The sequence below is a fragment of the Cupriavidus sp. GW821-FHT02F09 genome (assembly GCF_059421605.1).
In genome coordinates this window covers 153,442-177,507 of sequence record NZ_JBWKVH010000012.1, presented here as the reverse complement: position 1 = coordinate 177,507, position 24,066 = coordinate 153,442, and the positions used below count along the sequence as shown (strand labels likewise).

Below are 24,066 nucleotides of genomic sequence, written 5' to 3'. Positions count from 1 at the left end.
GCCACGGCAGGGCCATGGCGCGTGCGTGTATGCAGCCCGGTGGCGGCGGCTGCCGGCTGCCGCTACCGCTGGCTCAGGCGGACAGCGCGCCAGCCAGGAAAGTCAGGGCTCGGCCATGGGCCAGCGCGGCGGACGGCTGATGATACGAGCCGCGCGCCCAGCAGTTGAAGCCGTGATCGGCCTGCGCATAGACGTGGATTTCCGCCTGGAGATTGCCGGCCACGGCCGCGCGCACTTTCTCGACGGCGTCAGCCGGGATATGCGCATCGAGCGCGCCGTAGTGGAACTGGACCGGCACCTTGATACTGGCGGCTTCCTGCAGATTGTTCTGGATGCCGCCGCCATAGTAAGGAACCGCCGCATCGACCAGGCCGCGCGCGGCGCTCAGGTAGGCCATCAGGCCACCGAAGCAGTAGCCCACCGCCGCAATCTTTGCGCCCGGGCTGAGCTGGCCGCGCAGCGCCTTGGCGGTGGCGGCGATGTCTTTCACCGCCAGCTCCACATCCACCTTCTGGCGCAACTCCATCGCGCGCGCCATGTCCGCACCAGCATAGCCGAGCTCCACGCGCGGCGCCAGGCGCCAGAACACGTCCGGCGCCAGCACCACGTAGCCGTCGAGGGCGTACTGGTCCGCTACCGCGCGGATATGTTCATTGACGCCGAAGATTTCCTGCACCAGCACGATGCCCGGTGCATTGGCAGCCTTGCCAGTGGGCGGCAGGGCCAGGTAGGCATCGAAGGCGCCGCCTTCGGTTTCAACGCGGATCCATTGGCTGTTGCTGTGGTTAGGCATGCTTGCTTGCTCCATTGACACTCAGTGACGTTGATCGGCAGGACAGAAATCCGGAAAGCTGCAAGTGTGCCACTGTCCGGGCAGACGTGCCGGGCGTGCCGCAGCCCGGCACGTCTGGCGCATCAGCTTGCCGGCTGAACGCCAGGCAGGAACTCGATGCCGGTGCGCTTGACCAGTTCGCCGTAGGAGATCGGCTTGCCCGGCCGGGCGGCGTCGGAGTTTTCGATCCAGTGCGCCCAGGCGCGGTTGGTCGATGGATCGTAGACGAGCTTGTAGAGGTATGTGGGGACCCAGACCTTGCCGTTGCCGATGGTGCGAACGTTGCCATCGAAGACCGGGCCCGTGATGACATAGACATCGCCGGCCGCGCGCATGGCGTACTTGCGCGTGGCCTTTTCGATGGAGGCCCATGCCTTGCGGTTGTTCTGGCTGTATTGCGGCACCACGTTGGCAAGCGTGAACGATTGCGACATGGCTTGCGCGGTCGGCTGGTCAGCCGCAGGCGACATATGGCCACGGTCGATGCCTTCATTGCCCTTGTAATCGTCCAGTTCCGCCCGCTCGGCGCGGGGCAGGCGCGCATCGGAAAAGAAGCGATTCGTTCGTGCTTCGTCCCTGGCATCGATCAGTTGCGCGCGCGACAGGCGCTCGGCCACGTACAGCGGGGTCTTGCTGCGGCCCGAGTGCATGACCGCAAAGGCGTCATAGCAAAGCGGGCGCAGCTTAAGCTCGGCCGAGCTCGGTGCCTTGGGGGCCGCGCTTTGCGCGAAGAATTGAGGACATTGGGCAAAGCTACCGGAAGCGCTGGCCACGCCAGATGCCAGGCACAGCGCCACCGAGACAAAAAACGTCTTCATGCGAGAAAGGAATCCTTACAGCTTGCAGATTGAAGAGACGGCAAAAAGCCGGCGAGAGCCGTCAGAGGACATTGCACCGTCGCGCAGGATGGCGCAGGCCGTGCGCGGGAGCCGGGCATTCTGCCAGACAGAAGCGCGATGCGGAACGAGCGATGCGCAACCTACATTGACCAGGGTGGCAATGAGACAGTTCTCATTCAACGCCGTGGCGGCTCCTATAATCGCGCTTTTGCATCATCACCCACGCACCTGCGCTTTTCACGGCGCACACCACCATGCTCAACCGGCTGGAAATGCTGAGGATCTTCTGCGCGGCAGCGGAGTCGGCTTCGTTCAAGGCGGCCGCGACGCGGCTGGGCACGTCGCCGCAAACCGTCACCCGCGCGGTCAAGGACCTCGAGGAAGCCGTGGGCGAGCCGCTGTTCCACCGCAACACCCGCCAGATTCGCATCACCGCCGCCGGCGAGCGGCTGGCCGAGCGCGCCCGCGCGGCGCTCGTCGATGTCGATAGCCTGTTCGCGCATCCGGCCAGCCGCTCGGACACGGAGCTCAAGGGCGTCGTGCGCATTACCGCGCCGAGCACGCTGGGGCGGCAGCATCTGCTGGTGGCGCTGCGGAAGCTGGCGCTGGCGCATCCGGGCATCACGCTCGATATCCGGCTCTCGGACCAGGTCGCCGATGTGGTCGACGACGAGATCGACATCGGCCTGCGCCTCGGCATGTTCCGCGACCAGCGGCTGGTGGCGCGCATGACGACGCGGGTGGGCTTCCATATCGTGGGCACGCCGGAGCTGGTGGCGCGCGTCGGCAAGCCCGCCGACCTGGCCCAACTCGCCGCGCTGCCCACCACAGGCCTGATCGACCGCAGCAGCGGCCGCGCCTGGCCGTGGTATTTCGCGCAGGGCGAGCAGTTCAATCCGCGCGCGCCAGCGTTTCTCACCGACGACCCGGAGACCGAAATGGAGGCGATCCTCTCCGGGCTCGCCTACGGTCAGTTGCCTGACTATCTCGCGCAGCCCCATCTGCGCTCGGGCCGCCTCGTCAGCGTGCTGGAGCGCTTCGCGCCCGCGCCGTGGGGTTTGTACATCTACCGCTCGCGCCGTAGCCCGGTGCCGATGCGCATCCGGCTGGTGTTCGACGCGCTGGTGGCTTACTTCGGCGACAAGGATGCCGTGCCGGCGCGCTGAGCGCGCTTCCCGCTGGCTTGAACGAGTGGACGGTGGCATGCCGCCGCCGGGCAGGGTTAGCCGATAGCCGATAGCCGATAGCCGTTAGCTGATGAGTTCCAGAAAATGGAATACTGAAATCAAAACGTTTCCATTTTGATTGATCGTCGCAGCCAAGATAATCACTCCCATCCGCAGGCAGCGCGCCTGCAGTTTTCCGGAGTGAACAATGAGCACGAACATCGCAAGCAAGGTTGTCGTCATCACCGGCGCCAGCAGCGGGCTGGGCGAAGCCACCGCGCGTCACCTGGGCGCGGCGGGCGCCTCGCTGGTGCTGGCCGCGCGTCGCGGCGACCGCCTGGAATCCCTGGCGGCCGAGATCCGCGCCAAGGGCGGCAAGGTGGAAGTGGTGGTAGCCGACGTGAGCCGGCGCGCCGATGTCGAGGCCTTGGTGCAAAAGGCCGTGGCCAGCTTCGGCCGCATCGATGTCATGATCAACAACGCGGGCCTCATGGCCATCGCCCCCATGAGCGAGGCCAAGGTCGAGGAATGGGAGCGCATGATCGACATCAACATCAAGGGCGTGCTGTATGGCATCGCCGCCGCGCTGCCAGTGTTCCAGAAGCAGGGCACGGGGCACTTCATCAATATTGCCTCGGTCGCGGGCGTAAAGGTGTTCAGCCCGGGCGGCACGGTGTACAGCGGTACCAAGTTCGCGGTGCGCGCCATTTCCGAAGGCCTGCGGCATGAAACCGGCGGCGCGATCCGCACCACGGTGATTTCGCCGGGCGCGGTCGACTCGGAGCTCAAGCTGGGCAGCTCCCACGCGGAAAGCGCCAAGGTGGTGGGCGAGTTCTATCAGCAAGCCATCCCGGCCGATTCGGTGGCGCGCGCTATCGCCTATGCGATCGAGCAGCCGGCCGACGTGGATATCAACGAGATTGTGCTGCGCCCGACCGTGCAGGAATTCTGAGCATTGCGGGCAACAAGGCCGCGCCCCTGTGGATCAGGCAGCGCGCGGTGTCTTTCGGCTGCGCATGGCCGAGGGGCGCACCTGCTGCAGGGTGCGCAGGCTCTGGATGGCATCTTCGATCGCCTCGATGCCTTGAGTGAGGCGATCGCGCGCCTGGCCCAGCGCGGTCTGGGTCTCGGCGTCGAAGATCGCCAGGTGATCAAGCGAATCGACCTCGGCCTGCAACTGGCCGACGAGCCGTCGCAACTGCGCGGTGCTGTGTGAGGCGGTGGAACGGATTGCCATTGCGGTCTCCGGAAAGGCAGGGCGCACACTCGTAAGGTAGAACGTATGCACCGGAAAGGACAAACACTTTCTCGGCGCATCCGATCGTTTTACGCGTCAGGCATCAGTCTGGAACCAGTTGGGCAAGACATCGCAAACCACAGCAAGTCGAGGGCACGAATCGCGCCATGCAATGGCATGATCCTTGCTGCCGCAAAAGCCTGTGCCGCGGCCCTTGGCGCGCACGCACGGCACATGCGCCACGCAGCTATGCAGCGAGTGCGTTCGCTAGTGGCTTGGCGTTGCGCACAATCGCCGCAATGGCCGCGCCCACGTCATCCGTGCGCGCTTCGCCGCCCAGGTCCGGCGTGCGCGGACCCTGCGCCAGCACGGCCTCGATAGCCTGCACGATGGCATCGTGCGCTTCGCGGTAGCGTGCGCTGTCGGCCGCCGCCAAGCCTTCGGTGCTGCTGAGGAAGTCCAGCATCAGCGCACCCGACCAGATCATCGCGATCGGGTTGGCGATGGCCTTGCCGTAGATGTCCGGCGCCGAACCATGGACCGGCTCGAACAGCGAGGGAAACGTGCGGTCCGGGTTGAGATTGGCCGAAGGCGCCAGCCCGATGGTGCCGGCGCAGGCGGGGCCCAGGTCGGAGAGGATGTCGCCGAACAGGTTGGAAGCCACCACCACATCGAAGCGGTCTGGTTGCAGCACGAAGCGCGCCGTGAGGATGTCGATGTGCTGCCGGTCAACCGTCACATCCGGGTAGTGCTTTGCCATGGCGTCGGCGCGTTCGTCCCAGTACGGCATGCTGACCGCGATGCCGTTGGACTTGGTCGCCACCGTGAGGTGGCGGCGCGGCCGCGATTGCGCCAGCGCGAAGGCGTAGCGCAGCACGCGGTCGGTGCCCACGCGGCTGAACACGGATTCCTGCAACACCACCTCGCGCTGCGTGCCCTCGAACATGCGGCCGCCCAGCGAGGTGTATTCCCCCTCGGTGTTCTCGCGCACCACGAAGAAATCGATGTCGCCCGGCTTGCGGTTGGCCAGCGGGCAAGGCACGCCCTCGAATAGCCGCACCGGGCGCAGGTTCACGTACTGGTCGAACTCGCGCCGGAACTTCAGCAGCGAGCCCCACAGCGAGACATGATCCGGCACTTTGGCCGGCCAGCCCACCGCGCCGAAATACAACGCGTCGAACCCTTCCAGTTGCTCACGCCAGTCCGCCGGCATCATCGCGCCGGTTTGCAGGTAGTAGTCGCAGTGCGCCCAGTCGAAGCGGACGAATTCAAGCGCCAGCGAGTAGCGCTCGGCGGCGGCTTCCAGCACGCGCAGGCCTTCGGGCATGACTTCATTGCCGATGCCGTCGCCAGGGATGACGGCAATGCGCAGGGGCGTGGGGGAGGTCGGGTTCACGTTGGAGTCCTCACTGATGGGATCGGGGAGGCCCATGGTAAGCAACTTCAGGCGGAATATAATCGGCCAAACTGTAATGCCATAAAACACACATCGTGAAGAATGACGTGCTCAACGAGGACCTGCGGGTATTCATCGAAGTGGCGCGCAAGTCCAGCTTTGCCGCCGCTGCCGAGGCACTCGGCGTTTCGCCTGCCTATATCAGCAAGCGGATCCAGCTGCTCGAAGCCGCACTTGCGGTCAAGTTGTTTCACCGCACTACCCGCCGCGTGGTAGTGAGCGACGATGGCGAGCGGGTGTATGCGCTGGCGCAGCGTATCCTCGACGATGTGGACCGTCTCTACGAGGAAGTCTCCAGCGCGCGCCGCGAGCCGCGTGGCCTGCTGCGGGTTTGCTCCAGCTTCGGCTTCGGCCGCGTCGTCGTGGCGCCGGCGATCTCGGAGTTGTCTATGCGCTATCCCGCGCTCCAGGTGCGCTTCGAGGTGTTCGACCGGTTGGTGGATGTAGCCACGGAAGGCTTCGACCTCGATATCCGAGTGGGCGATGAGATCGCACCGCACCATATCGCGCGCCGGCTTGGCGACAACCACCGGATCCTGTGCGCGGCCCCCGCCTACCTCGCGCGCCGGGGCCGGCCGCGCACGCTGGCCGACCTCGCCAGCCATGATTGCCTGGTGATCAAGGAGCGCGACCATCCCTTCGGTGTCTGGAAGCTGCGTAACGGGATGAATGGCAACATCGAGCAGACCGTCAAGGTCACCGGGCCGCTCTCGTCCAACCACGGCGAGATCGTGGTGCGCTGGGCGGTCGACGGGCGCGGCATCGTGCTGCGCTCGCTATGGGACGTGGGCCCGCAGTTGGCCACGGGTGAACTTGAGCAGATCCTGCCCGAATGCCATCAAGAGGCGAACATCTGGGCGGTGTACCCGTCGCGCCTGACCACCTCGGCCAAGGTCCGGGTTTGCGTGGAATTCTTCGAGGCGTTCTTTCGCGAGCGGGCGGCCTCGCATGGCAGCATGCGAGGCTGATATCGGTCAATTCGGTTGATGCTTGTTGATGCTGGCTGATGCCGCTTAATCCGCGTGGATATTGGCCGCTTGCGCGATCTTGCGCAGGCGCGCGATCTCGCTGGTGACGCGCGCGCGGTATTCGCCGGCGCTGCCGTACTCGGGCTCGAAGCCGTTGGCGGTCATGCTCTGCTGCAGCGCGGGATCCTTCATCATGCTGGCAATGGCGGCGTCCAGCGTCTGGCGCACCGGCGCGGGAATGCCCTTGGGCGCGACGATGGCAAACCAGGTGCTGAGCGACACGCCGGGATAGCCGCTTTCGATCGCCGTGGGCACCTGGGGCAACAGCATCGAACGCGCGGCGCTGGTGACGGCGATGGCCTTGACCTTGCCGCCCTTGATTTGCGGCGCGGCTGCCACCACGGTATCGACCGACAGCGGGATCTGATTGCCGATCAGGTCGGCCATGGCGGGCGCGCTGCCTTTGTACGGTACGTGCAGCAAGCCCATGCCGGTCGCCGCGTTGATCATCTCGCCCGCGAAGTGCGCGGTGGTGCCCGCGCCATAGGAGCCGTAGGACATGCCGCCCGGCGTGGCCTTGGCCTCGGCCACCAGTTGCTTGAGCGTGTCCGCCTTGACCGCCGGATTGGCCAGCAGCACTAGCGCGGTGGAGCCGACCATGCCGAGCGGCTCGAAGCTCTTGAGCGAGTCGTAGGGCAGGCGCGAGTATGTGACCGGATTCACGGTGAACGTGGTGGCGGCACTGAGCAGCAGGGTATAGCCGTCAGGCGTGGCTTTCGCCACATAGTCGGCACCGACGATCGTGCCCGCACCGGCCTTGTTCTCCACCACCACGGATTGCCGCAGCACTTCGCCCAGCTTGCGCGCCACCAGGCGGGCCAGCACATCCGTGGAGCCGCCCGGGGGAAACGGCACTACCAGCTTGACCGGCTTGTCCGGGTACGTCTGGGCCAGCGCCGGCCCGGCAGCCGCCAGTGCTGCGCAGGCGGCGGCACCGCCAATGATGCATCGGGCCACGCCGCTGGTCATGCCCAGCGTCCATCTTGTCATGTGCGTTGCAAACATCTGTGTTTCCCCTTGTGTTGCGATCAATGTGGTCGATGTTGTCGAAATGGTCAATGTGGCCCGGTGCGCCGGTCCTGGCCGGCGCCGCCGTGGTGGCTTACAGCGCCGGGCGGATGCGCCCGGCAGGATTGGCCTGCTCGAACAGTTGCGCAAACGCCAGCAGCGCGCGCTCGCCGCGATACTTGCCGACGATCTGTAAGCCTACCGGCAAGCCGTCGTCGGTAAAGCCGCAGGGCACCGAGATGGCGGGATGGCCCGTGATGGTGATGCGGTAGCACGAGCGCATCCAGCCGATATAGCTAGGCATCTGCACGCCTTCGATGCGCTGCGGATACTCGGTTTCGACGGCGAACGGCGTCACCTGCGACACCGGCGCGATCAGGAAATCGTAACGCGCCAGCAACGCCTGCATGCGTGCAAACATGCGGCTGTGGGCCCGCGCGGCTTCCGCCATCGCGGCGCCGTCCTGGGCCAGGCCCAGGTCGATGTTCCAGCGCACGGTTTCCTTCATCTGTTCGCCATGCTCGGTGCGCGCCGCGCCGTAATTGGTGGCGAACGCCAGCGCGCGCAGCACCTCGAAGGCGTGGTCGGCCCCGCTGAAATCCGGCTCCGCCTCGTCCACCGTGCAGCCCAGCGCCTGGCACTGGCGAATCCCCTCCTGCAGCATGCGGCTTACCGCCGGCTCGAACGGCAGCCCGCCGAGCGTCGGGCTGACCGCCACGCGCAGGCCCTTGCCATCGATCCGGGGCAGGGTGGCGAAATCGCTGGCGTCGGCAGCGATTGCCAGCGGGTCGGCCGGATCGTCGCCGGCCAGCACGCTGAACATCAGCGCCACATCCGCCACCGAGCGGCCCATCGGCCCGCCCACCGTGAGCGTGTTGAAGGCATGGTTGGCCGGCGTCATCGGCACGCGGCCGATCGACGCTCGCAAGCCCACCACGTTGCAGAAGCTGGCCGGGTTGCGCAGCGAACCGCCCATGTCCGAGCCATCGGCCAACGCGACCATGCCCGCGGCCAGCGCCGCCGCGCTGCCACCACTGCTGCCACCCGCCGATACGTCCTGGCGGTAGGGGTTGCGCGTGGCGCCGAACACGGCATTGAAGGTGTGCGAGCCCGCGCCGAACTCCGGCAGGTTGGTCTTGCCCAGCATGATGGCGCCCGCCGCCCGCTGGCGCGCCACCACGGCACTGTCCTGCGCCGGCACGAAATCCCGGTACACGGCGGAGCCAAAGGTCGTGCGCACGCCTGCGCTCAGGAAGGAATCCTTGTGCGCCACGGGCAGGCCAAACAGCGGCCCGGGCACGGCGCCGCGCGCCAGCGCCGTGTCGGCCGCATCGGCCGCTGCCTGTGCCTCGTCGAAGGTGGTGGTGACGATGGCGTTGATGGCCGGGTTGACGCGCTGGATGCGCGCGATATGCGCGTCAACCACTTCGCGCACGCCGAGTTCGCGGGTGCGGATGGCGCGGGCCATTTCCACGGCGCCCAGGTAGCAGATGTCTTCCATGAGGTTACGGTCTCCTTGCTTGGCTATTGCATTTTTGTCGGCGCCCCGCTGCCGCATGCCGCCTTGCATACGCTGCGCGGCGGGGCATGGCGTAACGATAAGGGCAGCCGGGCCGGTTCCCGCGAAGGGGCGTGTCGCAATGCCAACAGCATCTGCGGTCCTTGCATGCCAGTTCACGCCCGCCCGTGGCGTGGCGCGGCGCACTACCCGCACCGCCACGGTGCCGTTTGCGCGAGAACCTGCCGCGCAGGCCGTGCTGCACGGCATTTCGGCACCAATGGCGCTCGGGCCGGTTAGAAAGCTGCTTTCTAAAATCAGCAAGGCAAGTGCAGGCAGGAATTATCATTGTGCAAAGGCCGGTGCGGCATTGCAGCGCGCCGCCCGCCTATCTCACCGCCAGCGCGCAAGCCAGAGGCACGGAAGCCGGAAGCAAAACCATGAAGCTCACATCGATCCACGCGGTACCGCTGGCCTATTTCCTGGAGGTGGCGCAGCGCGGTTCGCTCAGCGCGGCCTCTGCCTCGTTGCATGTCGCGGTGTCGGCCATCAGCCGGCAGGTGGCCCGGCTCGAAGCGGAACTCGGTACGGCGCTCTTTGAGCGCGAGCCGCGCGGCATGCGCCTGACCGAGGCCGGACTGGTGGTGCAGCAGTACGGACGCCGCGCCTTCCTCGACGCGCAGACCCTGCAGGCCGATCTCCAGGGCTTGCTTAGCGTGGCGCACAGCAAAGTCAGGCTGGCCTGCACCGACGGCTTTGCGCGGGACTACATGCCTTACGCGATGGCGCTGTTCCAGCGCCGTTTCCCCGGCGTGAGCTTTTCGCTTGAAGTCTGCGCGCCCGCGGTCGCCACGCGCATGGTCCGCGAGGGCACGGTGGACCTGGCGCTGACGTTCGCCATCGCGGCCCAGGAAGGCGTCGAAGTTGCCTATTCGGAAGCCGCGCCGGTCTATGCCTATGTAGCGCGCAAGCATCCGCTGGCCGCGCTCAAGCGCGCCAGCCTGAAGGAAGTGGTTGCGTATCCGCTGGCGCTGCCCAGCGAAACCAACACCATCCGGCAACTGTTCGACCTGGCCTGCGGCGTGGAGGGGCTGCGCCCGCGCATATTGCTTAGCAGCAATTCACTGAGCGCGCTGGTGGGCTACCAGGCGTACGCGGACGCGGTGTACCTGACGGGTTCCCTGGCGGTGCGCAACAACCTGCGCGCGGAGCGGCGCGTGCTGGTGCCGATCGCCAGCCGCGCCATGCAGCAGCGCGCGCTGCAGATACAGACCATGGCGGGGCGCCACCTGCCGCCGGCGGTGCGCGCCTTCGTCGAATGGCTCGCCGAGGACATCGCCGGGCGGCGCCGCGCGGTGCCGGACCAGCCGGCACGCCGGCGCGCGGGCCAGCCTCAGGCATGAAACGCCGGCACGGGGCCGGTGCTTAACCCGTCAGCAATCTTGTCGGCGAGTAACCGCACTTTGGATTTGCCGTGCCTGCTGCCTATGATGGAGAAACGTATCCGGAGCACCAAGCTGGCGGGTGCGGATCATAGCCAGCGGCCATCGCGCCAAGGAGGGCGGACATGTCAAACCACACCTACAAACTGGTCGAGATCGTGGGCTCGTCGCCGGACGGCTGCGACGCGGCGATCCGTAGCGCCATCGAGAAGGCGAGCGAGACCATCAAGCATATCGACTGGTTCGAAGTGGTTGAGACACGCGGGCACATCGCGGACGGCAAGGTTGCGCACTTCCAGGTCACGCTGAAGATTGGGTTTCGCGTGAGCTGAGCTGCGCGGCATCGTCCGCGTGGCTATACAACTGGTTCAGCGCTGCGTCGGGCGCGTCGCGCAGGAAGGCGAGCATCTTGTCGATGAAGGGCGCATTGGCGGTGCGTGGCACTTGCCGCACCCAGCGGATGGCCTCGTGTTCCTGGCCGCATAGCGCCAGCGCGCGGGCGTAGTTGAACTGGCCGCGAAAATCGCCGCCTTCGGCGGCGCGGCGGTAGTAGTCCATTGCCACGGCTGCGTCGCGTTCTACTTCCCAGCCGTCCTCGTAGAAGCCGCCCACGATATTGAGCGACTTGGCGTGCCCCATGTCGGCGGCCCGCAGATACCAGTCGAGCGCTTGTGGGCGGCTGGCGGCAATGCCGCGGCCCAGCACCAGCGCGGTTGCCAGGTTGTACATGCCCCAGTCGGAGCCGCGCTGCGCCGCGAGCGTGTACCACTGCGCTGCCGCGTGATCGTCCTGCAGCGTGCCCCAGGCGTTTTCGTAGCAACGGCCAGTCATGTTCGAGGCCCCGGCGTGGCCGGCGTGCGCGGCGTGCTTGAACCACGCGAAGGCGCGGGCTTTGTCGCGCTCGACGCCGTGGCCGGCGAGAAACCACTGGCCGAGAATCATTTGCGCTTCGAGGTTGCCTTGCACGGCGGCGCCGCCCAGCCAGGGCAGCGCCAGGTGTGGCGGCTCGCGCAGCTTGTCGGCCAGGCCGTTGGGGCCAAGCTGGTCAAGCTCTCCGGGAGAGACGATGCGCAAGGAGAGTGTAGCCAGTGTGTCCAGTGTTTCCGGTGTTTCCATATGGGGCGATAAAGTAAAAACGGCACACCGTGCCGCAAGGGTGGTGTGCCGTGTGCGGGCTGGCCGGCCAGCAAGACCGGTCAGCAGCGCAGGGTTTGCCGAGCGCTTGCCGCCGCTTAATAACGCACGTTGAGGCTCAGGACACCCGAGCGTCCGGGAGCGATCGATGCGTAGTGGCTGGCGAAGGCCTGGTTGTAATAGACCTTGTCGGCCAGGTTGAACACATTGAGCTGCACCGCCACGTTCTTGTTGATGCGATACGAGGCCATCGCATCAAAGCGCCAGTACGAGGGCACCCACTTGTTGGTGGCTTCGCTGCCCCACACCTTGGAGACGTAATACGCACCACCGCCTACCGTGAGGTTGGGGATGATCTGATAGGTGCTCCACACGCTGAAGCTGTCCGCTGGCGTGTTGGGGAATGACTGGCCGTTGGTGGCGCCGAAGGCCGCACCGGAGCCGCCGTTGTTGCGCAGTTCGCTCTTCAGGTGCGTGTAGCCGCCGAATACGGCCCACTTGTCGGTGACGTTGCCCGAGAAGCCCAGTTCTACGCCGTCCACGCGCTTGTTGCCGGCCATGGCGGCGGTGCCGTCCTGCTGCGTGATGCGCGCATTGGTGGTTTCCACGCGGAAGATCGCGGCGGTCAGCGCCAGGCGCTTGCGCAGCACGTCCCACTTGGTGCCGATCTCGAAGGCGCGGTTCTTTTCCGGTGCGAGGTCGGAGCCGGGATTGCGGCCACTGCGGTCCGGCCCCAGTGCGTTGCCGTCGCTGCCTTGGGCCAGGAAGGAGCCGGCCGGGGTCGACGAGGTGCCGTAGGAGACGTAGAAGCTGGCGTTGTCCACCGGCTTGTAGACCACGCCCAACTGGTAGTTGAACAGGTTGTCGTCGCGCGAGTACTCGGCGCGGGTGCCGTTGGCGGCGCGGGCGGCCTGGAACTCGGTGCTGTAGCGGTCAAAGCGCACGCCGGCGTTGAGCAGCCACTGCTTGTTCAGCTCGATCGAATCGAAGGCGTAGACCGAGCTGGTGTTGGTCTTCGAGTTGGTCGGGTTGTTCGCGCGGCTGATGGCGCCCGCCCATGGGTCGTTGGGGTTCGGGTTGTACAGCGTGGTGCAGTTGTAGCCGCTGGCAGCGCCCGGGCCGCTCGGGCAGCGGTTGCTGCCGGTCGCCACGTTGTAGCTGTCGTTCTCGCTCTTCTCTTGCGCGAACTCCACGCCGAAGGCGTACTTGTGCTTGATGGTGCCGGTGGCGAACTCACCCGACAGGTCGGTCTGGTTGGCAATGGTGTTGGCGGTGGCCACACGCGTATTGGCGCGGCGCCAGATCATCCCGTAGTACAGATTGCCCTGGCTGTCGTCCGGCTGGGTCCAGATGAAGTCCTGGCTGGTCTTGGCAATACGGGTCTGGTTGCGGAACTTGAGCGCGGGGCTGAAATCGTGCTCGAAGCGGATGGTGCCCATATCGGCCTTATCCTTGCGGAAGTCGCGATCGGACAAGCCGTAATAGGTGTTGCGCGGCACGTTCACCGGCGAGCCGTCGCCGGCAACGCTCAGGCGCGGGCGGCCATCGGTGCGGCGATTGAAGGTGGGGTTGTTGTACGGGATGCCGGTGTCGGGGATATCGTCCGACTGCATGTGGTAGTAGGACAGCGTCAGGCGGGTGTCGGTACCCAGGCCGAAGGCCACGGAGGGCGCAAAGCCCCAGCGACTCTGGTGCGTGGTATCGCGCCCGGCGACGCCGGCATCGTGATACATGGCGTTCAGGCGGAAAGCCGCGTGGTCAGCGAACTTCCAGTTGCCGTCGACCGTGGCGCGCTTGTAGTCTGCGTTGCCGACGCCAATGTTGCCTTCGGCGAAGCTGGTCAGCTTGGGCGCCTTGCTGACGATATTGATGCTGCCGCCGGCCGAGCCGCGGCCGTCGTAGGCGCCGGCCGGGCCCTTGGTGACCTCGACGGATTCGACGTTGAACAGCTCGCGGCTTTGCGAGCCGATGTCGCGGAAGCCATCCAGGAAGGTGCTGGCCTGCGCATCGTAGCCACGGATAAAGGGCCGGTCGCCAACCGGGTTGCCGCCTTCGCCGGCACCGAAGGAGATTCCGGGTACCGTACGCAGCACATCGCTCAGGCTGGTCGAGCCGGTGCTCTGGATCACTTCCTGCGGAATGATGGTGATCGACTTGGGTGTATCGAGCAGGGCGGCGGGCGTCTTGATCGACGATGCGGTGTCCGCCTTGAAGCCGCTTTCGTTGGCGCCACTGACGGTTACCGCGGGCAATTCCACGGCGGCAACGGTCGTGCTGGCCGATTGGGCAGCCACCGGCGCGGCTGCGACCGCCATGCCAACGGCACCGGAAAGGCGCGGGATGACGTTATGTTTCTTGTTCTTCCGGACGACAAAAGCGGTCTGCACGAATTCCCCCGATCTCTTGAATGATGTTGCGAATGAGAGGAATTATCATTTGCATTTCATATGTCAGTCAAGACATACATGCATAGCGTCCGTAGCGAAAACGTTACATGTTGGGGGTTGCGGTATGGGAATACATGCCGAGGCGCGAGCGGCTCCCGCGCGCCACGGCGGCGACCCACCTCGGCTCAGTAGCGCAGGTTGACGTTGAAAATGGCGGCGCGGAGGCAACGCGGAGCCCGCGCTGGTCGGCGCGATCCCGCTCGGCTCGCTGCCCTGGCCGACCACGGCGCCGGCTGCCGTGGACGAGGTGCCGTAGGACAAGTAGACACTGGCGTTTTCCGCCGGCTTGTAGACCATGCCGAGCTGATAGTTGACGAGGTTGTCGTCACGCGTGTGCGTGCTGCGTGGGCCGACGCCACCGTTGGCGCCGGCCGGCCCGCTGGTAACCTCGACCGACTCGATGTTGAACATCTCGCGCGATGGCGCGCCGATGTCGCGCATGCCATCCAGGAAGGTGCTGGCCTGCGCATCGTAGCCACGGATAAAGGGCCGGCCGCCAACCGGGTTGCCGCCTTCGCCCGCGCCAAATGCAATGCCGGGCACGGTGCGCAGCGCCTCGGCGAGGCTGGTGGAGGCGGTGCGCCATCACCTATTCAAACTGATAGGAGTAAGTCGCGTTCAGGCGCGGCGACCGGCGCGCGGCATTGGTCGGCTTGTCGCCAACCGGCTGCGCCACCGAGACATCCAGCGTGTAGTAGCGCCGGTCCGAGAAGCGCAGGCCGATGGCCACCGATTGCAGCGTGCGGTGCACCAGCGACAAACTGTTCGAGTACACGCGCGCCATGTCAGTCAGCACGTAAGGCTGCACGGTCTTCAGGTAGGTCAGGCCGGGCGTAAAGAGGCGGTTGATCTCAGCCGACGCGCCCCAGCCCTTGTCGCCCGCCACCTCGCCCGCCGGATAGCCGAGCCCGAAGAAGCGGCCGCCAAAGCTGATCTGCTCGCTCGACGCCAGGCGCTGCCCGCTGTACTGGCCCGCCGCGGATACCGCTACGCCGAAGCCCCAGGGCAAGTCGGTGGCCTGCGACACCACTAGCCGGCTGCGCACGAAGTCCAGGTCGTTGACGTTGTTCTCACGGCTCGCGCCGAGCGCGTTCATGCCTTTGTAGACGCCTAGCGTGGCACTGCGGGTCTGGCCCTCCTGCCGCTGCACATAGGCGAGTTCCGCGCTCAGCACGCGCACGTGCGTGGTCAGCGCGATCTGGCTGCCCGTGCCCGACTGCGTGTAGCGCTCGAACTGGTCGTTGGCATAGAGGCCGCCGGTAGCCGTGAGCGAGTATGCGTTGTTGAGGATCACCGGATAGCTGAGCGTGCCGCCGAGGCGCTTGGTGTCGTTCACGTAGCGCGTATCGAAGCCGATCTGCGCCAGCGTGCCGTTTTGCGGCACGCCACGGTAATGCGAGGCGCTCAGGCGGGCCATCATGCCCTCGGTGCCGATCGGCTGGCCGTAGCTGGCGACGTAGTATTCCTCATGGTCCGGGCCCCGGGGCGCCAGCGCGGAGACCGATATCTGTTCTCCCAGCGGCGTCAGGCTGTTGGTGGTGGCGGTGAAGATGCCGCGCACGCTCGGATCCTTGTAATCCAGGCCCATGCCAAACGTAAAGGGCTTGCGCTTGACCTCGAGCACCATCTCGCAGGCGCCGTCCGTGGTCTGCGGCGGTTGCACGGTCGCGGCCACCTGCATGCCGGGCTGCAGCGCCAGCACGTTGACGTAATGCTCGAAGGTCTCGCGGCGCAGCGGCTGGTCCTGCATCAATTGCTCTGCGATGGCGCGCAGGCGGCCTTCGGCCGGGCCCGCTTCGCCGCGGATCGTGATGGTGGAAACATGGCCCTCCACCACGGTGACCAGCACATTGCCATTTTCGAAGCTCTGCGCCGGGACAAAGGCGAAGGACAGCGGAAAGCCGCGTTGCTGGTACATCTGGGTGACTTCATTCGCTACCGCCAGCAGCTGGCCCACCGTGATTTCCTTGCCGGCCAGCGGTGCGAACCTGGCTGCGATCTCCGCGAATGGGATCGCCTTCACGCCTTCGATCTGGAATCGCTGCGGCGTGAGCTTGCTGGTGAGCAGGTTTTGCAGCGCGGAGTCTGGCCGTTCGACCTGCACGGTGACATTGCTCTGCGGCGGGCGCGCGGGCGCGATGCTAGGCAAGGTTTGCGTGGGATCGCCCAGGATCGGGCTGCGTGGCTCCGCAAGGATACTGTTGCAGGCGCCGATGCCGAGCAGCAATGTGGCAACACGCAGGTGTGTGTGCGTCATGGTAATACCCCTGGATCCGTAAAAATCAGCATGCGGCTTTAACGCGCTGTGCCAATGACGCCAGGGGTGCCGCTACCCTTGGCGCTGCTGCGTGGCCGATCGCGTTCTCTTTTAAAAGGGGCGCGTCGAACGCGCCCCCTTTTTTTAATTCTTACATGCAGGCGCACGAAGCGCGAAGCATGTATTGCCTGCTTGACACTTAGCGCTTGCCGCCGAGGCCGCCCAGCAGGCCACTCACGAGGCCGGTAACCGGCGCCAGTGCGTTGTTGCCCGAGCCGCTGCCGCTGCCTGCGCCATTGCCGCCGGTGACACCAGCGACGATGCCGGTAACCGGTGCGAGCGCATTGCCTGCGCCGCCACCCGAGGCACCGCCAGCTGCGCCGGTGACCGTGCTCACCACGCCGCTGACAAGGTTGGTGACAGGCGCGAGCGGGCTGCTTGCGCTGCCGCTGCCGAGGCCGCCGGTGAGGCCACTGACCAGGCTGGTGACGGGCGCGAGCGGGCCGCTTGCGTTACCACCGCCCAGGCCGCCGGTGAGCCCGCCCGTCAGGCCGCTGACCAGGTTGGTGACAGGCGCCAGCGGGCCGCTTGCGTTGCTACCGCCCAGGCCACCGGTGAGCCCACCGGTCAAGCCGCTGACCAGACTGGTGACGGGCGCGAGCGGGCCGCTTGCGCTGCCACCCGTCAGACCACCCGTGAGGCCGCCCAGCAGGCTCGTGACCGGCGCCAGCGGGTTGCCAGTACCCGTGCCGCTCGGGTTGTAGGCCACGCCGCCAAGCGCGGCCACCGTGCTGCCCGCGCCAGCGACGATGCCGCCCACGCCCGACACCAGCGGCGTGTTGGTCTGCTTGATTGTGTTGCCCGCCGTGGCCAGGCCGCCGCCAAGCGTCGCCAGGAGATTGTTGACCGGAGCTCCCAGGCCGGTTGCCGCCCCGAGCGTCTGCGTGGTGCTGGTGAGTTGCGAGGTGAGCGGCACGATGAGCCTGCTGACGCCGCCGGTGAGCTGCTCCACGGGGCCGGTCGAGAGGGCCGCGCCGAGCTGGGCGCCCGCGCCATTGACCGCAGTGCCGACTTGCGAAACCAGTGAGCCCACCGGTGTGGTGACGGCTGCCAGGGGCGACAGCGGACCGCTGCCCAGGCCGCTGACGAGCGAGCCGGCGTTGGTCACGGCATTGCCCACCTGACTGACTACGCCGCCGGTGCTTGCCACCGTGGTGCCGAGCGGGTTGGTGGCATTAGGGATGTTGCCCAGGCCGTTTTGCACGCCGTTGCCCAGGGTGCTGACCGCGGCGCCGAGCGAACCGACCACGCCACCCAGGCCATCCTTGGATTGGGTCGAGAGAATCGGCAGGTTGGTGTTCTTGATCTGCGTGCCGAGGTCGCTCACAGCGTTGCCGGCGGAGGTCACGACGCCACCCGCCTGATCGACGATCTTGCTGGTCGGCGTCAGCGCGGCCGTGTTGCCACCGTTATTGCCACCGTTGTTTCCGCCATTGTTGCCGCCGTTGTTCCCACCGTTATTGCCGCCGTTGCTGCCACCGCCCGTGCTGGCGTTGGTGCCGCTGCCGCCGGCGGTGCCTGCGCTGGTACCGCCGCCATTGCCGGTGCCCGCACCACTGCCGGTATCCATGGACGTTGTGCCACCACCACTTGCGCAACCGCCAAGTGCCAACAGCGAGCCGAGCAGTGCCGTGATGAGGATCTGTTGAGTACGCATGACCTTTTCCCTTTTTTCTTCCCGTCGTGAAATCACGGAGCGCGTGGCGCCTGCCGTGGTGTCACTCCATAGCGCAAAGGGTGTGCCAGTGCGTGCCAGCATGCCGCCGGCTCGTGCGCGGACGCCGGATAAAAACGCGCCAAGCCTTGCCGCGCTTGGGTTTGAAGAGGATGAGACATAGCCGGTAAAGGACCAGACATGAGCGCGCTGTGCGGTGTTTCAGTGTTACGCGTTACGTAACGCCGCGGCGCCCATACGGAACAACGCGGACTTGTTCCCTGCGCCGCTGCCGCATGCCACCGTGTCGGCAACGTGTGGGCAGGCGGTGCGTGCGCAGTTGCGCATCGGGAACATCGAGGGGGGAACATGTTACGTAGCACGTAACACGCCGCGCGGCTTGGGGGCGCCTTGCTGTGCAACGTGACGCGTGACTGGCCCATGTTCGCCATCCCGCGTCAATCAACGGTTTGCGCGGCGGCGCCAGCGGTGATGGCCTGCCTTGCCGACAGCGTGCCATGCAGCTGGCACGCAGCTTGCGGTATTGACTCCCGACAAGCGCGGCGCACAGCGCGGCGCGGAGCAAACGCCCTCGTCGTAGTGCGGTATTGCGTTCCGCGCTCAAGGCTTCGCATGCATCGTCCAAGAGCCAATTCGATTGCAGTTCCAAAGGAGAACCTTCCGCGAGGAAGACCAGGAGATCCCATGAAAGCGCATTTCGCCCCGATGTCATCCATGACCCTCGCCTGTGCCGCCGCACTGTTGCTGCTGGCAGGTTGCTCCTCCGGCGGATCCGGCAGCGGCGTGAGCCCCAGCGCCGTCACGCCAACCACGCCCCCTCCGAATACACCGGCTGCGACGCCCGACACCACGCCCACCGCCAAGGTCACTGAAGGCGTGGGCAATACGGTGGTGGCAGCGGGCAATGCGGTGAGCGATATCGGCAAGCAGATCCAGGCTGCGCAAGTGCCGCTGCTGCCTGACGCCACGCGCAACGCGCTCGGCGGCGTAGTGGTAAATGCGGGGAACACGGTTGGCACGCTAGGCGTGGGTGTGCGCGACGGCCTTGGCAAGATGGGTGCAGTCACCGATCCGCTTGGCATCACCGTGTCCAGCACGGGCAACGTGGTGCAGAAAGCCGGCGTCACGGTATCGAGCGCGGGCGATCTCGTGAGCAGCCTCGGCACCGGGCAACTGGCGCCGCTAGGCGCGGTGACCACACCCGTGGGCGGCCTGGTCAATCAGGTTGGCGGCGCGGTGACGATGGCCGGTGGCAAGCTCGGCGAGGCGCTCTCGACCGGCCCCGTGGCGCAAGTCACCGGCAGCGTGAGCAAGGTGATCGTGCCGCTGACCACGCAGGTCACCACCGCTACGCAAACGGTTGGCGGAGCCACCGGCCTTGGCGCGCCGCTGGACAAGCTGCTGGCAACCCTCGGCAACTCCGTGGCCAGCGGCGGCAGCCTGCTGACCAATACCCAGGCCCCATTGGTCTCCAGCCTCGGCGGTGTCGTGACCGAGGCCGGCAAGACCGTCGCCGGGGCCGGCGTGCTGGTGCACGGCAACGGCACCGGCGGCAATCCGCTCGGCGGGTTGCTCGGCAACCTGCCTCTTGGCGGCATCGCGGGCGGTTCCAGCTCGGGCACGGGCGCAGGCGCGGCAGGCATGCTGGCTCCCGTGACAGGCTTGCTGGGGGGCGTGACGGGTGGTGCTGCCGCGGGCACTGGCACTGCCGGCGCGCTGGGACCTTTGGCCGGTTTGCTGGCGCCTGTGACGGGCGTGCTGAGCGGCGCGCGCAACGCTGCAGCGGGTGCGGCTACGACGACATCGAGCACGCCGAACACGCCGGGGCTGACCAATCTGCTCGGTGGCCTGGCTCGTTAATTGTTGATCTGAATACGTCGAATACGTCGATACGTCTTTACGGTGCGCAGTTGTCCTTACCCCGCGGCTGCGCATCCTTTTACATCACACCGCGCCAAATGGCTCACCCGAACGGGTGTGGTATTTGACGCGAGTAGAACTTTTGCTCTTTAAAAAACACTGTTTTCAAACGGACGTCAGCCATTATGCTGAGACAACTATAACTCCAAGGGGGGGTATGGTTGATACATGGCTTTGATCTATAAATTGTTCACCAGCGTTACCGCTCGGTACTAACCTGGCCACAAGAGCGAGGCGGTATCGGAGGGGTAAGCGGACGCTGCGTGATGACATAAATTAAAATCGGAGTGACATCATGAAAAACGCTTTGGCACGCTTTCTTCGGGACGAACAAGGGGCAACTGCAATCGAGTACGGGTTGATTGCAGGACTCATTTCCCTGGCTCTTATCGGCACGGTCACCCAACTGGGCCTCGACATCAGTGGCATGTTCACTGGCTTGAGCGGCAAGGTTAAGGGCATTCTTGGTACCTAAGTGTTAGCCCTAGTTGCCGCGTTGTTCTGCGCGGCAATCATCTGGACCGATTTCGCTTATCGCAAAGTACCAAATGCCGTGCTGGTTGCCACGATCGCGGCAATCGGCGTGGCGCTTGCGTTCGGGCCGGCTCTCGAGCCTAGGCTGGCTTCCCGGCTGCTCGGCTTTCTGGTGGGCCTGCTGGCCATGCTGCCGGTTTATGCACTCGGCCGCATGGGCGCGGGCGACATCAAGTTCTTCGCCGTCACAGGCTTGTTCACTGGCCCCATGGGGCTGGTGACGGTATGGGTCGTCGGCAGCCTGCTGGCGCTTGCGCATGCTTTGCTGGTGCGCATGCAAGCTGGCGCGGTCTGGGCTGTATGGCGAGACCATTTCGCAAGCTTGCTGCAGCGAGGCGGCGGCATGAGCGTCCCCGGTGCGGTGCGCCATACAGCGGAGGAGCGCGGCATTCCGTACGCCGCGTACCTTGCGATCGGTTTGTTGGTCTGGATGATTTTGGGAAGGTAGCTGCCGCGCGGGCGAGGGGCTGTTAGCCAACCGCCTGTCGCCCGCGCCACCGGTCGGCGCAAAAAGTAAAAGATAACCGGGTGAAGTATGCCATTGCGGGGAAACCATGCCGTGCGGACGCGCTCGTCCGGAACGGCTGCGCTTGAATTTGCCATCGTGCTGCCGGTTCTTCTGGCTGTCGTGATCGGCATTGTCTATTTCGGCATCGTGCTGGCCCTGCAGCAGACACTGACACTTGCTGCGGAAGAAGGTGCCCGTGCAGCCCTGCGTTACCCCAGTGGGGCATCGGCCAATAACGCGGCTGCCACGCAAGCCTTGCGGGTGAGCGCGGCTTCGACGACGGCTTTGGCTGTGCTGCCTGCCTCAATCAGCAGCGTCATTCCCACCGCCAATATTGCGCAAGTTGTCTCCTGCGCCAATCCAAGCGGCTCGGTATGCGTGACGGTAACGCTGAACCTTCCCTCAAGCGCGATCTTGCCGGTCATACCCGGGGTACCGATTCCCACAACGCTGACTGGCAGCGCGACGGTGCAACTGGCACCTGACACATGAGGATCTGCCCACGCCACGAGCGGATGCCGTTTGTCGACATGTGCCTAAGCCAGATTCCATTTATCCAAACCAGAGAGTTCGCATGACCAGCAAACAGATCCGCGTGCTTGCCATCGCGCTGCTCGTCCTTGCCGCGTTGCTGGCGTTGCTCGCGTGGCGCGTGGCGCGTACGCCGGCCAAACCAGCGGAGCCCGTAATGGCAAGCATGCAGTCGTATCCGGTGGTGATCACAGTGAAGCCGATCGAAGCCGGCAAGCCGGTCCCCGTCGACGCGCTCAAGGTAGAGCAATTGCCCATCAATCCGGCGGGGGCTTACACCGAAGTGGCCCGCGTGGCAGGCCAGGTGCCGCTGGTTGGCATCGGCGCGAACGTGCCGGTACTGGAAAACCAGCTGCTGGCGGGCCTTGCCACTCAGGTGAAAGAGGGCGAGCGCGCGGTGGCGGTTGCGGTCGATGAAGTGATTGGCGTTGGCAACCAGGTGCAGCCGGGCGACTTTGTCGATGTGTTCGCGGTGTTCCGCCGCGATGGCCAGGAGATCGCAGGCAGCCAGGCGCGCATGCTGCTCGCGCGCCTGCGCGTGCTGGCCTATGGTGCGGGGACGGTCAATGAAGCCGCCAAGCCCCCGCCCGAGCAAATGATGGCGCGCCGCGAAGGCGCGAAGACCGCCGTGCTGGCAGTGCCGGTGGCCAACGTCGGCAAGCTGGCTATCGCACAGCAAACCGGGCGCCTGTTGCTGGCCCTGCGCAATCCCGACGATCCGGATGTTCCCACCGAAGGCTTGTTTGAGGATCCCGCACCGGTCATGCAGGCAAAGACGCAGGCAAAAGGCGGGGCGCCTGCCGCAGCGCTGGCGCCATCCGATCGCGCAATGGCAGGCGTTGCGCTGGCAGGGATCGCGGGTGGGGCACGAGGTGAAGCGCTTCCTGTCAAGGCAGCGCCATCGCCTGTCCCGGCACCTGCAGCCATCGCGCAGCGCGCCCATGGCGCGGGCGCGAGCAGCGTCGCGCAAAACAGTGTTGAGATGATCCGCGGCGGCAAGCGCGAGATCGAATGAAGCCAGGCACGCCGTCGTGGTCGAAGCATGCCTCGTGCACGCCCGCCGGATTGCATTTGGATTGGTGTTTTCAGTGTTACTTCTGGATAGTCGATTGATGAAATCCATTCTTGCCGGGGCCGCCACCATCCTGGCCGTCTGCTGCACCGTCCCCGCGGCGTGGGCGCAGCAGGCCGATGGCGGCGTGCGTGATCTGAGGCTGGTGGTGGGTAGCCAGCGTGAGCTACGTCTGAACAAGCCACTGGAACGCGTGGCGATCGGCAACCCTGCCGTGGCGGATGCGTTGCTGCTAAAGAGCGGCTCGGGTGCCAACGGCGTGCTGGTGGTGGCCAAGAAGCCGGGCGCTACCGAGCTGATGGTTTGGCCGCGTGGCGAAGCCGCGCAAACCTACCGGGTGCAGGTGGATGCGACGCGAGGCGAGTCCGGCGATCCCGACGTGACAGTGTCGGGCGGGGGCGCACTGATCAGCGGCGAGGCGCGTGATGCGCAGGCTTCGCTGCGCGCCCAACTGGCGGCGCGCTCGGCCACCGCTACCGCCGAAGGCAAGGGTGGTGTGGTGATCGATCGCTCCACGATTCCGGTCAGCAGCACGGTGCAGGTCGACGTGAAAGTGGTCGAGGTCAGCAAGACCGTGCTCAAGGAGGTGGGGTTCAATTTCTACCGGAACAACGGCGGCTTCGCCTTTGGCACGTTCTCCCCGTCGTCGCTGAACAAGTTCACTTTCACACCGCGAACGGACTCCACGCCGGGTTCGCTCAGTGCCGACATCAGCTCGCCGATGAGCAGTGCCTTCAATCTTGTCGCGGCGTCATTCTCGCGCGGGATCTTCGCCAACCTGAGCCTGCTTGAGAGCAATGGCATGGCGCGGGTGCTGGCCGAACCGAGCCTGGTGGCGCTGTCCGGGCAGAGCGCGAGCTTTCTTGCCGGCGGGGAGATCCCGATCCCGGTGCCGCAGGCACTCGGCACGACCACCATCCAGTTCAAGCCCTTCGGCATTGGCCTGACCGTGACGCCCACCGTGCTAGCCAAGGATCGCATTGCCTTGAAGGTGGCGCCTGAAGCCAGCGATCTCGATCCGTCACGCGGCATATCGATCAACGGTGCCATGGTGCCTGCCATTGTCACCCGCCGCGCCGACACCACGGTGGAACTCGGCGATGGCGAGAGCTTTGTGATCGGCGGGCTGGTCAGCCGCACCACGGTCAGCAACGTCAACAAGGTGCCTTTGCTCGGCGACCTGCCGATCATCGGCACCTTCTTTCGCAACCTGAACTTCAACCAGGAAGACCGCGAGCTGATGATCGTGGTCACGCCGCGCCTGGTGCGCCCGCTCGCCAAGGGCGCGGCGGCTGTGGCCGCGGTCAGCGAGGATGGACGCACCAGCGGCAACCCCAATGTGTGGGGCCGGTATGTGCTTGGCGAATACGTCGATCCGACGCTGCCAGGGTTTTCAAAATGACATTGGGCAAGCAGGACGAC

Annotated in this window: 21 protein-coding genes and 1 pseudogene; 11 read left to right on the top strand and 11 right to left on the bottom strand. The window is 65.8% G+C overall.

Features of this window, described 5'->3' with window-relative positions; genetic code table 11:
• Positions 1-73: 73 nt before the first annotated feature.
• Positions 74-793: a dienelactone hydrolase family protein gene (locus AC07XB_RS16400; protein ID WP_492809565.1), complete on the bottom strand. Its 720-nt coding sequence runs from the start codon at positions 791-793 to the stop codon at positions 74-76.
• A 122-nt stretch (positions 794-915) separates the two neighbouring features.
• The gene (locus AC07XB_RS16395) at positions 916-1,650 is read right to left on the bottom strand and encodes a DNA/RNA non-specific endonuclease (protein ID WP_492371301.1); all 735 of its coding nucleotides are present in this window, start codon (positions 1,648-1,650) and stop codon (positions 916-918) included.
• Between the two features lie 275 nt (positions 1,651-1,925).
• On the opposite strand from AC07XB_RS16395, the gene AC07XB_RS16390 reads away from it, so the two are divergent.
• The gene (locus AC07XB_RS16390; protein ID WP_492830755.1) at positions 1,926-2,837 is read left to right on the top strand and encodes a LysR family transcriptional regulator; all 912 of its coding nucleotides are present in this window, start codon (positions 1,926-1,928) and stop codon (positions 2,835-2,837) included.
• 208 nt (positions 2,838-3,045) lie between these two features.
• Positions 3,046-3,789 (top strand): SDR family oxidoreductase, encoded by a 744-nt coding sequence (locus tag AC07XB_RS16385; protein WP_492371303.1) that lies wholly within the window; start codon positions 3,046-3,048, stop codon positions 3,787-3,789.
• Between the two features lie 33 nt (positions 3,790-3,822).
• Here AC07XB_RS16385 and AC07XB_RS16380 read toward each other — a convergent pair whose 3' ends face one another.
• Positions 3,823-4,074, bottom strand: coding sequence for a hypothetical protein (locus AC07XB_RS16380; RefSeq protein ID WP_006163098.1), 252 nt, complete (start codon positions 4,072-4,074; stop codon positions 3,823-3,825).
• A 247-nt stretch (positions 4,075-4,321) separates the two neighbouring features.
• The gene (locus AC07XB_RS16375) at positions 4,322-5,506 is read right to left on the bottom strand and encodes a tartrate dehydrogenase (RefSeq protein ID WP_492371304.1); all 1,185 of its coding nucleotides are present in this window, start codon (positions 5,504-5,506) and stop codon (positions 4,322-4,324) included.
• 59 nt (positions 5,507-5,565) lie between these two features.
• Here AC07XB_RS16375 and AC07XB_RS16370 point away from each other — a divergent pair, with 59 nt between their 5' ends.
• The gene (locus AC07XB_RS16370) at positions 5,566-6,498 is read left to right on the top strand and encodes a LysR substrate-binding domain-containing protein (RefSeq protein ID WP_492830754.1); all 933 of its coding nucleotides are present in this window, start codon (positions 5,566-5,568) and stop codon (positions 6,496-6,498) included.
• A gap of 45 nt (positions 6,499-6,543) precedes the next feature.
• Here the strand turns inward: AC07XB_RS16370 and AC07XB_RS16365 are convergent, their stop codons facing one another.
• Both AC07XB_RS16365 and AC07XB_RS16360 read right to left on the bottom strand, forming a co-directional pair.
• Positions 6,544-7,548, bottom strand: a complete 1,005-nt coding sequence (locus AC07XB_RS16365; protein WP_492371306.1) for a Bug family tripartite tricarboxylate transporter substrate binding protein — start codon at positions 7,546-7,548, stop codon at positions 6,544-6,546.
• 112 nt (positions 7,549-7,660) lie between these two features.
• Positions 7,661-9,067, bottom strand: a complete 1,407-nt coding sequence (locus AC07XB_RS16360; RefSeq protein WP_492830753.1) for an amidase — start codon at positions 9,065-9,067, stop codon at positions 7,661-7,663.
• A gap of 437 nt (positions 9,068-9,504) precedes the next feature.
• Between AC07XB_RS16360 and AC07XB_RS16355 the strand changes: the two genes are divergently transcribed.
• Together AC07XB_RS16355 and AC07XB_RS16350 are read left to right on the top strand one after the other, a co-directional pair.
• Positions 9,505-10,467: a LysR family transcriptional regulator gene (locus AC07XB_RS16355; RefSeq protein WP_492830752.1), complete on the top strand. Its 963-nt coding sequence runs from the start codon at positions 9,505-9,507 to the stop codon at positions 10,465-10,467.
• Positions 10,468-10,631: 164 nt separating this feature from the next.
• Positions 10,632-10,838: a dodecin gene (locus tag AC07XB_RS16350; RefSeq protein ID WP_150991561.1), complete on the top strand. Its 207-nt coding sequence runs from the start codon at positions 10,632-10,634 to the stop codon at positions 10,836-10,838.
• On the opposite strand, the gene AC07XB_RS16345 is transcribed toward AC07XB_RS16350, so the two are convergent.
• From AC07XB_RS16345 to AC07XB_RS16325, 5 genes and pseudogenes are all read right to left on the bottom strand, one after another.
• The gene (locus AC07XB_RS16345; RefSeq protein WP_492830751.1) at positions 10,807-11,580 is read right to left on the bottom strand and encodes a tetratricopeptide repeat protein; all 774 of its coding nucleotides are present in this window, start codon (positions 11,578-11,580) and stop codon (positions 10,807-10,809) included. The two genes, AC07XB_RS16350 and AC07XB_RS16345, sit on opposite strands and share 32 nt — an antisense overlap.
• 158 nt (positions 11,581-11,738) lie before the next feature.
• Positions 11,739-13,955, bottom strand: a complete 2,217-nt coding sequence (locus AC07XB_RS16340; RefSeq protein WP_492830750.1) for a TonB-dependent receptor — start codon at positions 13,953-13,955, stop codon at positions 11,739-11,741.
• A gap of 480 nt (positions 13,956-14,435) precedes the next feature.
• A pseudogene (locus AC07XB_RS16335) lies at positions 14,436-14,666 on the bottom strand (TonB-dependent receptor plug domain-containing protein); the annotation flags it as partial.
• 10 nt (positions 14,667-14,676) lie between these two features.
• The gene (locus AC07XB_RS16330) at positions 14,677-16,344 is read right to left on the bottom strand and encodes a ShlB/FhaC/HecB family hemolysin secretion/activation protein (RefSeq protein ID WP_492371311.1); all 1,668 of its coding nucleotides are present in this window, start codon (positions 16,342-16,344) and stop codon (positions 14,677-14,679) included.
• A 199-nt stretch (positions 16,345-16,543) separates the two neighbouring features.
• Positions 16,544-18,061 (bottom strand): collagen-like triple helix repeat-containing protein, encoded by a 1,518-nt coding sequence (locus AC07XB_RS16325; RefSeq protein ID WP_492830749.1) that lies wholly within the window; start codon positions 18,059-18,061, stop codon positions 16,544-16,546.
• Positions 18,062-18,763: 702 nt separating this feature from the next.
• On the opposite strand from AC07XB_RS16325, the gene AC07XB_RS16320 reads away from it, so the two are divergent.
• From AC07XB_RS16320 to AC07XB_RS16295, 6 genes are all read left to right on the top strand, one after another.
• Complete coding sequence (locus AC07XB_RS16320; RefSeq protein WP_492371313.1) at positions 18,764-19,939, top strand: collagen-like triple helix repeat-containing protein; 1,176 nt, start codon at positions 18,764-18,766, stop codon at positions 19,937-19,939.
• Between the two features lie 355 nt (positions 19,940-20,294).
• Entirely contained in the window at positions 20,295-20,474 is a 180-nt protein-coding gene (locus AC07XB_RS16315; protein ID WP_492830748.1) for a Flp family type IVb pilin, read from the top strand.
• Positions 20,475-20,495: 21 nt separating this feature from the next.
• Complete coding sequence (locus tag AC07XB_RS16310; RefSeq protein WP_492830747.1) at positions 20,496-20,981, top strand: A24 family peptidase; 486 nt, start codon at positions 20,496-20,498, stop codon at positions 20,979-20,981.
• Between the two features lie 87 nt (positions 20,982-21,068).
• Positions 21,069-21,533 carry a TadE/TadG family type IV pilus assembly protein gene (locus AC07XB_RS16305; protein ID WP_043357084.1) on the top strand — a complete coding sequence of 155 codons (465 nt, stop codon included), beginning with the start codon at positions 21,069-21,071 and terminating at the stop codon, positions 21,531-21,533.
• Between the two features lie 82 nt (positions 21,534-21,615).
• Positions 21,616-22,587 (top strand): Flp pilus assembly protein CpaB, encoded by a 972-nt coding sequence (gene cpaB / locus AC07XB_RS16300; RefSeq protein ID WP_492830746.1) that lies wholly within the window; start codon positions 21,616-21,618, stop codon positions 22,585-22,587.
• A gap of 97 nt (positions 22,588-22,684) precedes the next feature.
• Positions 22,685-24,046: a type II and III secretion system protein family protein gene (locus AC07XB_RS16295; RefSeq protein ID WP_492809584.1), complete on the top strand. Its 1,362-nt coding sequence runs from the start codon at positions 22,685-22,687 to the stop codon at positions 24,044-24,046.
• Positions 24,047-24,066: the final 20 nt, after the last annotated feature.

Coding starts and splice junctions, on each gene's coding strand:
- AC07XB_RS16375 (WP_492371304.1), bottom strand. CDS start 5,506: ATGGGCCTCCCCGATCCCATCAGTGAGGACTCCAACGTGAACCCGACC.
- AC07XB_RS16365 (WP_492371306.1), bottom strand. CDS start 7,548: ATGACAAGATGGACGCTGGGCATGACCAGCGGCGTGGCCCGATGCATC.
- AC07XB_RS16390 (WP_492830755.1), top strand. CDS start 1,926: ATGCTCAACCGGCTGGAAATGCTGAGGATCTTCTGCGCGGCAGCGGAG.
- AC07XB_RS16325 (WP_492830749.1), bottom strand. CDS start 18,061: ATGCGTACTCAACAGATCCTCATCACGGCACTGCTCGGCTCGCTGTTG.
- AC07XB_RS16295 (WP_492809584.1), top strand. CDS start 22,685: ATGAAATCCATTCTTGCCGGGGCCGCCACCATCCTGGCCGTCTGCTGC.
- AC07XB_RS16315 (WP_492830748.1), top strand. CDS start 20,295: ATGAAAAACGCTTTGGCACGCTTTCTTCGGGACGAACAAGGGGCAACT.
- AC07XB_RS16355 (WP_492830752.1), top strand. CDS start 9,505: ATGAAGCTCACATCGATCCACGCGGTACCGCTGGCCTATTTCCTGGAG.
- cpaB (WP_492830746.1), top strand. CDS start 21,616: ATGACCAGCAAACAGATCCGCGTGCTTGCCATCGCGCTGCTCGTCCTT.
- AC07XB_RS16360 (WP_492830753.1), bottom strand. CDS start 9,067: ATGGAAGACATCTGCTACCTGGGCGCCGTGGAAATGGCCCGCGCCATC.
- AC07XB_RS16380 (WP_006163098.1), bottom strand. CDS start 4,074: ATGGCAATCCGTTCCACCGCCTCACACAGCACCGCGCAGTTGCGACGG.
- AC07XB_RS16350 (WP_150991561.1), top strand. CDS start 10,632: ATGTCAAACCACACCTACAAACTGGTCGAGATCGTGGGCTCGTCGCCG.
- AC07XB_RS16340 (WP_492830750.1), bottom strand. CDS start 13,955: ATGGCGGTCGCAGCCGCGCCGGTGGCTGCCCAATCGGCCAGCACGACC.
- AC07XB_RS16330 (WP_492371311.1), bottom strand. CDS start 16,344: ATGACGCACACACACCTGCGTGTTGCCACATTGCTGCTCGGCATCGGC.
- AC07XB_RS16395 (WP_492371301.1), bottom strand. CDS start 1,650: ATGAAGACGTTTTTTGTCTCGGTGGCGCTGTGCCTGGCATCTGGCGTG.
- AC07XB_RS16305 (WP_043357084.1), top strand. CDS start 21,069: ATGCCATTGCGGGGAAACCATGCCGTGCGGACGCGCTCGTCCGGAACG.
- AC07XB_RS16320 (WP_492371313.1), top strand. CDS start 18,764: ATGAAAGCGCATTTCGCCCCGATGTCATCCATGACCCTCGCCTGTGCC.
- AC07XB_RS16385 (WP_492371303.1), top strand. CDS start 3,046: ATGAGCACGAACATCGCAAGCAAGGTTGTCGTCATCACCGGCGCCAGC.
- AC07XB_RS16400 (WP_492809565.1), bottom strand. CDS start 793: ATGCCTAACCACAGCAACAGCCAATGGATCCGCGTTGAAACCGAAGGC.